This window comes from Niameybacter massiliensis (assembly GCF_001282685.1).
GTDB lineage: Bacteria > Bacillota > Clostridia > Lachnospirales > Cellulosilyticaceae > Holtiella > Holtiella tumoricola.
Genome location: NZ_LN875035.1, coordinates 2844781 through 2857644, shown reverse-complemented (window position 1 = coordinate 2857644; position 12864 = coordinate 2844781). Strand labels below are relative to the sequence as shown.

The window sequence follows — 12864 nt, the reverse complement described above, 5'->3', positions numbered from 1 at the left end:
ATATCAAATAATGATACGTGTGATATTAATATTTTTAATTTTAAATATAAAAAAATTAAAATATCACTTTACAAAATGAGTAGTTCTGAATATAATGAATTTAGAAAGAGGTGAATGAATGCACAATATAATTAGCCAGTGTCCTGTATGTTCACATCAACTCATAGCACAACGTTTGAAATGCCAACATTGTGATACTAGTATCGAGAATAATTTTAAGCTTTCAAGGTTTGATTATTTATCAGCAGAGCAACTTTATTTCATTGAGACTTTTATTAGATGTAGAGGAAGTATTAAAGAGGTAGAGAAGGAACTAGGGATTTCTTACCCCACAGTAAGAGCGAAGTTAGATGAAGTGATTATAAGTTTAGGATTTACACCTAAAGAAGGGAAGCAGTCTAAAGCAAACAGTGATATTTTAGATGCTTTAGAAAAAGGTGAGATTTCAGCAGATGATGCAATTAAGGAATTAAAAAAATAGGGATTTGGGAGGAATATATAATGAATGAAGAAGTATTACGTATATTAAAAATGGTAGAAGAAGGTAAGATTTCAGCAGATAAAGCAAAGGAATTAATGGAAGCTTTTAATAGTTCTAATGTACCAGCAGTAAGTACCAAAAAGTATGAAGATAAATTTTTAAGAATCAAAGTATTTAGTGCTGATGGGGATAAAGTTAATGTACAATTACCAGTTAAAGTGATTAAAGAAATTCTAAAAGTTTCAGGGACACTTCCTATAACGAAGGGGAAATTACAAGGTGTTAATGTAGAAGAACTTGTAGAAACTGTTGTTGCTTGCTTAGATAGTGAAGTAATGGGTGAGATTGTAAGTGTAGATTCAGCAGATGGAGATACAGTTAGAATTGTTATTGAGTAGGTGAAACTATGCGAATCATTATTAAGACAGAGGGACGTAGATTCTTTATTCCTGTTCCACTTTGCTTAAGCGGAGTAGGTGTAAGAGCTGCTATGAGGTTTGCTGTGAAGGAGCAATTATCTAAGGAGCAAAAGAAATCTATTTTGCAATGTTGTAAAGTAATAAAAAAATCATTAAAGGGTTATAAAGGACTTCATCTTGTAGATGTACAAAGTGCAGATGGAGATGAAGTGAAGATTATCGTATAAACACAACAAGCCAACCGAAATTAGCCTCCCCCTTAAAATGGGCTGACTTCGGTTGGCTCGTTGTGTTTGTGGCAATATGATTTATTGACTAAAGAGTAAGGCACGGGTTCAGTACGATAGAATCATTCATATAAAGGTGAGAGTATGAACTATTTGTGTTGGTGTGTATAACAGAGGTTCCGTTGGTGAAAGAGCTATTATTATAGTTATCACTGCAGGTTGTCTGGGTAACTAACCGTAAGCAAAGAGATCTGAATCATACCTTTAGATGAAGTGTGTTATAGCATTGAACATGGCTTTAAGAAAAGTGTCAATAGATATGTAACTAAATGAGAAGACTGCCACGGTCAACCCATTTAGTGCCTAAGAATAAGTTTAAATGGCCTTAGAAGGGGGAGGCTAAAACTTTTCAAACTTCTTCTTAGTGGTTTAGATAAGACCATGTGCCTAGGATGGTGATTTCATCTAAACTTTTATATTAGATTTTGTTGTAATGTAGTGACTATAGTAAAGTTATACACCTGAGTAAAGTGTAAATACAATTGACATTATTCACAAAAATAAAAAGAGGTTTCAAGGTGAAATAGGAGTAATTTTAATCGATTTTATCTCTAAATGAAAAAAGTGAATTTCTAGGAAAAGAGCTATTTTGTTGTTAAAATATCTAAAATAAAAAAGCAAAAATAGACAAGTTATACAAGTAAATAAAGCAAAAATGAAAAAAGCTAATTAGTAGATTTAACTAAGTTAAAGTAGAAAATGAAGAAAAATATAAAATAAAAAGATAAAAAAATAAAATGTAGCGCCTCAAGTAAAAAGTGTAGGGCTACATTTTATTTTTTACAGTGATGAGAAAGTAAGTGTTGTATCTAAATCATAAGTTTCCATATCAACAATAAGTTTAGCAGCGAAAGAACCTTTTAATCCTTCTTTACTTAAGTTCATACGTACGATACGTTCATCAGTTGTTTGGAATACACCTACGCACATTGCGGCATTTGGAGCACCTGCTGCAGTTGAGATATAGTAGCGATGAACTTCATTGTTATCCCCTTCAAGTACGAGCATAACAAGTTGGCCTTTTTCAAAAGCAGCGTGGAATACGTAACGGTCACACTCTTCTTCGAAACGTGCATTAAATTTTTCACTTGCTAGGTCAGTAGCTTGGCTAGTGCCATCAATAGGTGTATCAAATTCAGCTGTTACACCTAGTGTACCGAGAATTTTACCTTCACCTAATGTAAAGAGATCTCTTGCATCATAAAGAGGCATTTTTTCTGCACGATAGTAGTTTGCAGGTAAGTGCATTTCAAAGACTACATTATCGTTTAATACTTCTACTGTAATAGAAGAAAGTTTGATATTTGGATTGTTAAGAGCAGCACGACTGCCTATACCTTCAACTGTCACACCATCTTCTTGTGCCATACCACCAGAGTGTACAAGATAATGACCATCTGCATAGTATTCAACATTTGAAATATATGGAGAGAAGAAGTCTTTACCTCTTTCTTTACCAAATTGCCATACTTGACGAATGGTCATATCTTCTGTGTTAATCGCGTAGCGTACACCACGAGAGAAGTTATCATCACCTTTTAAGTAGTGTTCTGGATTTTTAGAGCGGAAGTGACCATTGTCAAATACCATAACGTCGCCTTCAGCTGTAATAACACATGCATGTGGTTCATAATGCCAATCAAAATCTCCTTCACCAACAGGTGTGAAGAAGTACTTATCTACCATTTCTTGTGGCCAACCTTCAGGATCACCAAGCATCCAGTTAATTTCACTAGTCTCGTAATCGATATTTACAAGAATATCTTGATGTCTACCAGAGAGTGTAATGCTATTCGTTTTTTTATCATACCAAAGGGCATTGTTGTGGAACCAATCATCGTCACTCCAACTACCAGACTTAGCTACATCTTGTGGTAAGAATTTTTTGTAATCCCAAGTTTTAAGAATTTCTCCAGTGTGACGATCAACAAGAACACACATATCTTCTACAGTATGAGAAGTGAAATCTTGAGTAAGGATAAGAATATTACCATCTTCCATTTCCCATTTATCATGGTGATAACCACCTGGAATACGGTATTCAGCATAAACTTTACCGAGTAAGCTCATTTCAAAGATACCTACAGTATTATAAGGCTTTTCTAAGAAACGGTAAGAACCAATAAGGATACGTCCATTACTAATACGTTTTAAGTCAAAAGTAAGATTTTCAGTTGTAAACCAACGGCAATCTCCGTTGTAGTCATAACCAGCAGCTACAGAACGCATTGCAGAAGTAACAAACATAATGTTATCTTGCATATACTCACTTGTTGTTTCCATTTTGGTTGGAGCATAAACGTTATCTGGTAAACCAGGTGTTTCAATAGAAACAATATGTATTTCACCTGTAGAAAGTGTTAAAACAACTTGGTTAGTATATCCACCATATAATCCAAGAACAGGGATGTAATGTACAGTATTTTCTGGGAAATGATGAGTAACATCTGCAGCAGATGCTTTACCTTTTACTGTGAGTTCTACACTGGCTGGTGTTTCTGTTTTAAATAGAATAAGTGCAGTAAGTGGACAAATGGTATAAGGATTTAATTTAACAAGAGGATTGGAAAAAGTATAATGACCTTGTTCAAATTCTTGTAGAAAAGCTTTCTCAGCTTCAGCTTGGGTATGAATAATGTGTTTGATTTGTTTAATTTCAGTTGACATATTAAAGACCTCCTTTAGTGGTATAATTAGAATATAAGATTAAGTAGTGGTAGACCAACTACAAAAGCTACAATAAGTGTTAATAAACTCATAATAATTGTGTATTTGTAAATATCTTTGACCTGTAACCATTCCTGATTACTGTGTAAGGCAGCTCCTAGTGCAGAAGATGCAGGTGTAACCAGTGCAAGACATACAACAAAAAGCATAATTATACCCATTGGAATTGGAGAAATGCTATTTTGACTTGCAAAGATATTAATGATAGGAATAAAGAGCATTCCGACTACGATGTTATTGCATAGGTTTGTAATAATAATACAAATCACCATAATGAGTATTGTAAAGGCAAGTACACTTTTACCTTCAAAAATAGGCATTAATGCAGATTGTAAAAATGGTGTAACACCTGTTTGCTCACTTGTTAGTGCATTTAAGATAGAGTTAGAAGACGCAACCATTAAGAATACTGGCCATGACATATATTTAGATGTGATTTTAGCAAAAGGAATAAGTGGTCTGCCATCTATTTTTAGGAACCCGCCTAGTGCAATGCATAAAATAGGAGAGGCATTTTGTGTACTATTTAAAAAGGTTCTAATAGGCCCTTCAGGAAGGAGTGAAGGGACAAGCATCCAAAGAATAAAGATGCCTACTAAACCAATAAGAACTTTTTGACGTGTGTTCATAGGTGGTAAAGGGTTTTGATTGAACATATCAGTATGTATATTTTTAAGCTTACTTACATCTGGTTTAAAAACATATTTCATAAGTAAGATAATACCTAGAATGCTTACAAGAGAGATACAAGTTCCTACAAACATATAAGGAAGATATTCAATGTTAGAGCCTGTTACTTCTTTAAAGCTATTTAGTAATCCAGGTAAAATACTTTTAAATGGTGTAGAAGCAAAAGATAATGTTGCTACCATTACAACGGAGATAAGCATTAATGTTGTATACTTATCTTCTTTTTTTAGGTCAAGGACTTGGAAAAGGCTATAAAGAATAGGCCAAAACATAAAGATTGTAGCAGTTGCCATTGTAAGTGTTGCTAAGAGATAAACACCTAAAAGGAGCATAAGAGAGAACATCCAAGGACGACCATTAATGATTTTACGTGTAACAAACCATCTTGAAACATATTCACAGATACCTTCTTCGGAGATTGCACCTGTTAAAATGATAACATACATAAGAAGGATAGCGAGAGGATTACCAAAAGTAGTGGTAATTACGCTATTCATTGGAGCAAAGCCTGAAATACCTAAGAAAAGTATACCTACAAAACTAGGCCATATAGTATCTACTGTTGTCCAAAGATATAGGGTACAGAGCAAAATACCTACTACACGCATACCTAAAGGTGTGATACAATTAATGGGAGGTATTACCCAAAATATGAACATAAGAGCAAAACCTATTAGACAATGTATATAGTGAGAACGAGATGAATTGATGCTTTTTGTAACATTTGATGATGAACTTTTCATAAGACCTCCTAATAAAATAAAATCCAATGGCGCCATTGATAGATAAAAAATTAACTAACTTGAATATAACATTGATTTGATATGAAAAAAATAATGTACATTAAGAATTAGGTGTTATAAAGAAAAAAATATAGCATATGTTAAAAATTTTAAATTTTTATAGGCAGAAAGGGGATAATGGTAAAATGAATCAAATGAGACAAAAACTTATTAATGTAATCATGGAACAAGGTATTAGTGAAGTTATTACAAAAGGTGAAAGCCTTGGGAAAAATAATCAAGTAGCAAATGCTATTTATTATCTTGAAGAGGGAGTATGTGGCCTTGTAAGATATACAAAAGCAGGAGAGGAAGTTGTCTATCATTACTTTCAAGCTGGAGATATTTTGGGAGGGGTGTACTTTAATTTAGCAGAAGAGCCAAGTAGCTATAATTATAAAAGTGATGCTAGATCTTATTTTTTAGCCAAGACTACATGTAAGATTTATAAGATTTACTATACTCAACTAAATAGTGCCATTCAGCAAGAGCCAATGCTTGCCAATATTATTTCTCATAGTATTGCTTATAATTTTCATCAAGTTATAGGACATGTCCATGAGGAGAAAGAAGAGTATACCCATGTAAGGCTAAGTCGTTTTTTACTTAAATTAAGTCGTGAAATAGATGGGGAAGATAGATTAGATAAGCATTTTAACTATATAGAGATTGCTAAGTATTTAAGTGTACATACAGTGACTATATCACGTATTATGGCTACATTTAAGAAAAAAGAAATGGTAGAAAAAAGAGGCCATCAAATTATTATAAAAAATAAAGGTGCACTGTTAGAAGTGGCACAAAATATGAGAAACGAAGAGTTTTTATGATCTAAAGTCTAATAAATTAGAGGGTGGCTTGACACCCAAAATATGCTGTGATACCATTAAGTTGCTCAATCGGAGGGTATATAGAATACAATATGCTGGATAAGATTGCTAATGTTAATTAGTGATTTTATCCAGCTCTTTTTTTGTTTTAAATTAATTTTTCACATTAAAATCAAGTAGATATGTATTCCTAGAACACCTTGATTGTTAATGAAATAGATAAGAGATAAATACAGAAACAAGCAAAACACAAAAGCAAGCAAGACACAAAGATAAGTAAAAATAAAGGAGGAAAAAATAATGAAGAACAATCAAGAACTTTTAACAGGACGTATTTTTCCTACATTGTTGAAATTTGCTATTCCTTTTTTAATTGCCAACTTATTACAGGCGTTATATGGAGCAGCAGACCTTGTGATTGTAGGCTATTTTGCAGATGCAGCAGGTGTTGTGGCTGTTGCTACTGGAAGTCAGGTTATGCAGACGATTACAGGCATTGTAGTGGGCCTTACAACAGGAGGAACAGTGCTTATTGGTCAGTATTTAGGGGCAAATAAGAAAGAAGCTATTTCTGAAATTGTAGGTAATATGATAAGTTTGTTTGCTGTGATTGCCTGCATTTTAACAGTTATTATGGCATTTGGGGCAAATCCAATTGCTCAATTTATGCATACGCCGGTAGAGGCATTGAAAGATACGATTCACTACATAAACATTTGTGCATTAGGTATTTTGTTTATTACAGGTTATAATAGTGTAAGTGGTATATTAAGAGGACTAGGTGATTCAAAGACCCCTTTAATTTTTGTGGCTATTGCATGTATGATTAATATTATAGTAGATATTATTTTAGTAGGTGCATTAAAATGGGGAGCAAGAGGAGCAGCAGTTGCTACGATTACAGCTCAAGGACTTAGTTTCTTGTTGGCATTAGTCTATTTGAAGAAAAAAGGTGTGCCTTTTGAGTTTGGTAGACAGCATATTCGTTTTGTCCCAGTAAAGATCAAGGCTATTTTTAAGGTTGGGTTACCTATTGCTTTACAAGATGCCCTTGTAAATATATCCTTTTTAATTATTACAGCTATTATTAATTCAAGAGGACTTATAGATGCAGCAGCAGTAGGTGTTGTAGAAAAGGTGATTGTCTTTGCAATGTTACCTCCAACAGCTTTTGCTTCAGCTATTGCAGCTATGGCTACTCAAAATATGGGTGCAGGGAAAGTAGAACGTGCGAAAAAATGCCTCTACACAGGTATTGGATGTTCTGCAATCTTTGGTCTCTTATGCTTACTTTATGGGCAAGGAGACAGTAGCCTTTTGATGGGAATGTTTACAAAGGACCAAGAGGTTATAGTAGCCAGTAGCTTATACTTTAGGTCCTATAGTATAGATTGCCTTATGGTATGTGTAATCTTTTGTATGAACGGATTTTTAAGTGGTTGTGGACATAGCTTATTTGCTATGATACATAGTTTAATTGCTACTTTCTTAGTACGTATTCCAATTGCTTATGGTTTAAGTAGATTGACAGAGATGACACTTTATGAAATAGGTCTTGCAGCACCTATTGCCTCTATGGTTTCTATAGTGATTTGTGTAATCTATATGAAAACAGGCAGGTGGAAGAAGACTGTGATCGAATAAAGAAAGGAAGAAAATATGACAACATTGAGTAATAACTTTAAAGATTATAATTTAAGTGAGGAATTATTAAAGGCGATAGAGGGGCTTCATTTTACACAGCCTACCCCTGTACAACAAGCAGTTATTCCGAGGGCTTTAGAAGGGAAGGACTTATTAGTTAAGTCTCAAACAGGAAGTGGAAAGACAGCAGCTTTTGCTATACCTTTATGTGAGAAGCTTTGTTGGGAAGAAAATAAGCCACAAGTATTGGTATTAACACCAACCCGTGAGCTAGCACTACAAGTCAAAGAGGACTTCTTTAACATCGGACGCTTTAAACGTGTTAAAACAGTAGGGCTTTATGGAAAAGCTCCTTTTCATATTCAACAAAAAGAGCTTAAACAAAAAACACACGTTGTTGTAGGTACACCAGGACGTGTATTAGACCATTTAGAAAGAGAAACTTTTATAGCAGAAGAGATTCGCTATGTGGTTATAGATGAAGCAGATGAAATGTTCAAAATGGGCTTTTTAGACCAATTAGAAAGTATTATGAAAGCCTTACCTAATAACCGTCAAACTTTACTTTTCTCAGCTACATTAGCGCCTAATGTACAAAGTATTAGTGAAAAGTATATGAATCATCCAGTAGATATTAGTATTGAAAGTAAACAGCTTACAGCAGATAAGATTGAACAAGTTTGCTATCTAGTGGAAAGAGAGCAAAAGTTAACTGAACTTTATCATACACTCGTTTCAAACAATCCAGAGTGCTGTATGATTTTTGCGAATACAAAAGATCAAGTAGATGAGATAGAAGCTTATTTACAAGAAAAAGATGTACGTATCCTAAAAATACATGGTGGGATGGAGCAACGAGACCGCTTTAGTGTTATGGAGGACTTTAGAGCTGGTAAGTTCCGTTACTTAGTGGCAACAGATGTAGCAGCAAGGGGTATTGATATTGACCATATTACTCATGTTATTAACTTTGATGTGCCAGAAGATAAAGAAAGCTATGTACATCGTATTGGGCGAACAGGAAGAGGGGGGCGTGCAGGGAAGTCTATTACTCTTACAACTAAACAAGATAAAAGATTCTTAGATGCTATTTATAACTATATTGGTTATGAAGTACCTGTTACAACACCACCAGATGTAGCACATGTAGAAGCAGCTCTTGAGAAGTTTAATGAAACCCATGAAAAAACACTTAAGCTTGCACCAACAAAAGGTGAAAAGTTATCTAAAGACATTATTAAACTCCATATTAATGCAGGTAAGAAAACCAAAATGCGCCCAGTAGATATCGTAGGTACATTGTGCAACTTAAAAGGTATGAGTGCCGATGATGTAGGGATTATTAACGTACAAGATGTTTCAACTTTCGTAGAAATCTTAAATGGAAAAGGTGAAGATGTTCTTAATCAACTTCAAACCACACCGATTAAAGGAAGAATACGTAAAGTTACAAAGGCAGATAGGTAGTAAATAGCTTATAGAGTGAAAACTTAGCAGTTAAGAAGGAGGGGTCGGCACTACGTGTGCGCTCTCCCTTTTGCTTTTGCTCAAATGGACTAAGAAGGTGTAAACTCATACTCAGTCAGAATGTGCGAAAACTCGCTGGCGCTCAAACACTCGCACAAAATCCTTCCTTCATATTCGTTAACACATTCTAAGTCCATCCTCGAAAAAAGCTCCAGTGAGGTCACCTACGCATCACCGGCCTTTTCTACTCATTGAAGTAAGTTTTCACTTCCAGTGACACATCTTGGTGAAGAGACTAGAGTGAATATTTCTTATTTGAAGGCAAAGCCTCCAAGTGTTCGATAAGACGCCTTGAAAATGGAATCCTAACCCATAAAGTAAGAGCGTGCACATTCTAGTAGACTTGATAAACGGAGAGGGATGGGGTGCTCTACAGAACCTGGCTAGGTAACTTTTATTGAGTAGGTGCTAGGCGACATACGCCATAGGTATCTTCTAAGAGCTGTAAGGTAAGTTGAGTAGTACGAGACATAATCAGTTCTCCTTTCATATTAAAATAAAGTATATTTAAAATAGAGTATATAAATAAAAGCCTAGAAGAATGACAAATAATCTTCTAGGCATTATATTTAGTAGAAAGTATATTACCATAGGAATAGTTGAAAAACAATATAAAAGTGGTTACAATAGGGAAGGAATATAAGAACGAAGAGGATTAACAAATGAATCAAATTAGACGTGCAATGATGGCAGATGTAGAAGCGGTGAGAGATTTATATGATACTTTAAATGATTATTTAGCAACCCATGTGAATTATACAGGATGGACGAAGGGTGTGTATCCCAATGCTGAAACAGCATTAACAGGTATTCAAAAAGAAGAGTTATTTGTTATATACGAAGAAGGGCATTTAGCTGGGACAGTTATTCTAAATCATGATCAGGCAGATGCTTATGAAGAAGGAAGCTGGAGCGAGGAATTAAACAACGAAGAGGTATTAGTAGTACACACATTGGCCATACACCCGGAGTATACAGGCCGCGGTATTGCAACGAAGCTTTTAGAGTTTGCAGCAAACTATGGAAAAGAACAGGGGATTAAAGCAATTAGGTTAGATGCCTCTATTGGTAATGCACCAGCCCAAGCACTTTATACAAAGTGTGGATATAAAGAAGCAGGTATTGTGGATTTAAGATTAGGTATTCCTGAATTGGTTTGGTTTAAACTTTACGAATTACCGCTTAATAAGATGTAACTTAAAATATTCAGAGTAGATCAAGTGAAAATGAAGTATTTTGACGGGTTTATTGAGTATATAAATATACTATGATAAAAAATGGAGATGACTACATGAGCGAAAAGATAGAACAGTTAGCAGAGATTTTAAGTAGTAGTAATAATATAGTCTTTTTTGGAGGAGCTGGTGTGTCTACAGAAAGTAATATCCCAGATTTTCGTTCAGAAAATGGGCTATATCAAGCATCTAATGGCAAAGGCTATTCACCTGAAACTATGCTTTCTCATAGCTTTTACAAAAGACACACAGAAGAGTTTTATACGTTTTATAAAGAAAAGATGATTTATAAAGAAGCTATGCCAAATAAAGCTCATTTAGCATTAGCACAACTGGAAGAAATGGGTAAGCTTAAAGCTGTTATTACTCAAAATATAGATGGACTTCATCAACTTGCAGGAAGTAAGAAAGTATATGAATTACATGGTTCCGTTAATCGTAATTACTGTACAAAGTGTCATGCTTTTTATGATTTAGATTATATTATGGCAAAAGAAGGTGTACCTACATGTAGTGCATGTGGAGGGACAGTTAAGCCAGATGTGGTTTTATATGAAGAGGGTTTAGATGATACAACAATTACAGAAGCTGTTCGTGCAATTAGAGAGGCAGATACGCTTATTATTGGAGGTACTTCTTTAGCAGTACAGCCAGCTGCTAGTTTGATTAATTATTTTAAAGGTAAACATCTCATATTGATCAATAAGAGTTCAACACCTTATGACAATCAAGCAGATTTAGTGATTCATGAGCCAATTGGTCAAGTATTGAGTGAAGCAGTAATAGGAATTCAATAAAATTAATCAAATAGTACCCATATAAGAAGGAGATAAAACGTGAAGAAATTAATTGCATTTTTTGGGGGACTTTTATTTTTGCATTTAGGAGTAGCAATGCTACTTGAATTAAATTTAGGTTCTGATCCGTTTACTTTATTTACACAAGGATTAGCAACCATCTTACATATCACACCTGGTTGGGCAAATAGACTTATAACCTTTGTATTTTTAGGGATTTTATTTATACTTGATCGTAAGAGTATCAAGCTTGGAACGTTTCTTTGTATGATTTTCGTAGGATTTGCTATTGATTTTAATTTAGCACTGATTGCACCCTTACAAATGGGAAGTTATGGCTTTGGAGTACGTATTTTACTCTTCATGTTGGCATGTATAATTATTGGAATAGGTTTTTCTATTCTCAAATGTTCAGACCTTGGCATACCTCCTAATGATCTTATGTATTTTATGTTTGTAGAGAAACTTAATAAGCCATATGGAAAAGTACGTATGGCATGTGATGGTGTATCAGCTATAGTAGGGATTAGCTTAGGCGGTATAGTTGGGATAGGAACAATACTTTGTATTCTACTTATTGGACCAATAGTACAATTTTTCTTACCAAGGGTAGAAAAGGTAGTTTTACCACTTTTAAATACAGCAGAAAACATCAATCCTACAGAAGAAATGTAAAAATATTTAATAGTCATAGGTTATTAATAACCCCTACCTTTTAGTAAATGACTAGAAGGTAGGGGTTTGTATATTTATGGGTGAGAGGAGAGGATTATTTACAAAGACAGTCTAAGTCTTTAGTATAAAGGGTTTCTACTGCTGACCAATCAATGATATTCCAAATCTTATTAGCATAATCAATACGTAAATTTTTGTAGTCTAGATAGTAAGCATGTTCCCAAACATCAATGTTTAAGATAGGAGTCAATCCTTCAGGAAGAGGCGTATCTTGGTTTTTTACTTGTTTAATAGAGAGAGCACCCTTACAATCTTTGCATAGTACACCATAGCCTGAGCCAAATTGATTAATAGCGGCATTAGTAAGTTGATCTTTTAAACCTGCTAAATCACCAAAAGTTTTGTTAATCATTTCAAGTAATTTACCTTCAGGTTGTTTTTTAGGATTTGGAGAGAGTATAGAGAAATAGAGATTGTGATTATAAACACCACCACCATTATTAATAACAGCTTGCCTAATACCAACTGGAATTTGTTCAGGATTAGCGAGTAAAGCTTCAAGAGAATGGGTTTTAGAATCCCATTCGCCCCAAGATTCTAAAGTGGCATTCAGTTTTTCTACATAAGTTTGTAAGTGTTTACTGTAATGTGTTTCAACAGTAGCAGCTCCGATATAAGGTTCTAAAGCATTATAAGCATAAGGTAAATCAATTTTGTTATACATATAAATCCTCCTAAGATATAATGTGTTAATATTATCATAACCTCCA

At 34.3% G+C, this 12864-nt stretch carries 12 protein-coding genes; 9 read left to right on the top strand and 3 right to left on the bottom strand.

Annotated features, from left to right (window positions below; genetic code table 11):
• Positions 1-118 precede the first annotated feature (118 nt).
• From BN2390_RS19045 to BN2390_RS19035, 3 genes are read left to right on the top strand one after another with little or no spacing between them, the layout of a single operon-like run.
• Positions 119-481 carry a DUF2089 domain-containing protein gene (locus tag BN2390_RS19045; RefSeq protein ID WP_053985877.1) on the top strand — a complete coding sequence of 121 codons (363 nt, stop codon included), beginning with the start codon at positions 119-121 and terminating at the stop codon, positions 479-481.
• 20 nt (positions 482-501) lie between these two features.
• Positions 502-879 (top strand): SHOCT-like domain-containing protein, encoded by a 378-nt coding sequence (locus BN2390_RS19040; protein ID WP_053985876.1) that lies wholly within the window; start codon positions 502-504, stop codon positions 877-879.
• Positions 880-887: 8 nt separating this feature from the next.
• A complete protein-coding gene (locus BN2390_RS19035; RefSeq protein WP_053985875.1) occupies positions 888-1127 on the top strand; it encodes a hypothetical protein in 240 nt (79 codons plus the stop codon).
• An 840-nt stretch (positions 1128-1967) separates the two neighbouring features.
• On the opposite strand, the gene BN2390_RS19030 is transcribed toward BN2390_RS19035, so the two are convergent.
• Together BN2390_RS19030 and BN2390_RS19025 are read right to left on the bottom strand one after the other, a co-directional pair.
• Positions 1968-3854, bottom strand: coding sequence for an aryl-sulfate sulfotransferase (locus tag BN2390_RS19030; RefSeq protein ID WP_053985874.1), 1887 nt, complete (start codon positions 3852-3854; stop codon positions 1968-1970).
• A 26-nt stretch (positions 3855-3880) separates the two neighbouring features.
• Complete coding sequence (locus BN2390_RS19025; RefSeq protein ID WP_053985873.1) at positions 3881-5347, bottom strand: SLC13 family permease; 1467 nt, start codon at positions 5345-5347, stop codon at positions 3881-3883.
• Positions 5348-5532: 185 nt separating this feature from the next.
• Here BN2390_RS19025 and BN2390_RS19020 point away from each other — a divergent pair, with 185 nt between their 5' ends.
• From BN2390_RS19020 to BN2390_RS18995, 6 genes are all read left to right on the top strand, one after another.
• Positions 5533-6216: a Crp/Fnr family transcriptional regulator gene (locus BN2390_RS19020; protein WP_053985872.1), complete on the top strand. Its 684-nt coding sequence runs from the start codon at positions 5533-5535 to the stop codon at positions 6214-6216.
• Positions 6217-6516: 300 nt separating this feature from the next.
• Entirely contained in the window at positions 6517-7860 is a 1344-nt protein-coding gene (locus BN2390_RS19015) for an MATE family efflux transporter (RefSeq protein WP_053985871.1), read from the top strand.
• 15 nt (positions 7861-7875) lie between these two features.
• A complete protein-coding gene (locus BN2390_RS19010; protein ID WP_053985870.1) occupies positions 7876-9327 on the top strand; it encodes a DEAD/DEAH box helicase in 1452 nt (483 codons plus the stop codon).
• A gap of 722 nt (positions 9328-10049) precedes the next feature.
• Positions 10050-10583: a GNAT family N-acetyltransferase gene (locus BN2390_RS19005; protein ID WP_053985869.1), complete on the top strand. Its 534-nt coding sequence runs from the start codon at positions 10050-10052 to the stop codon at positions 10581-10583.
• Positions 10584-10678: 95 nt separating this feature from the next.
• A complete protein-coding gene (locus BN2390_RS19000) occupies positions 10679-11419 on the top strand; it encodes an NAD-dependent protein deacylase (RefSeq protein ID WP_053985868.1) in 741 nt (246 codons plus the stop codon).
• A gap of 39 nt (positions 11420-11458) precedes the next feature.
• Entirely contained in the window at positions 11459-12094 is a 636-nt protein-coding gene (locus BN2390_RS18995; protein ID WP_053985867.1) for a YczE/YyaS/YitT family protein, read from the top strand.
• A gap of 94 nt (positions 12095-12188) precedes the next feature.
• Here the strand turns inward: BN2390_RS18995 and BN2390_RS18990 are convergent, their stop codons facing one another.
• Entirely contained in the window at positions 12189-12818 is a 630-nt protein-coding gene (locus BN2390_RS18990) for a superoxide dismutase (protein ID WP_053985866.1), read from the bottom strand.
• Positions 12819-12864: the final 46 nt, after the last annotated feature.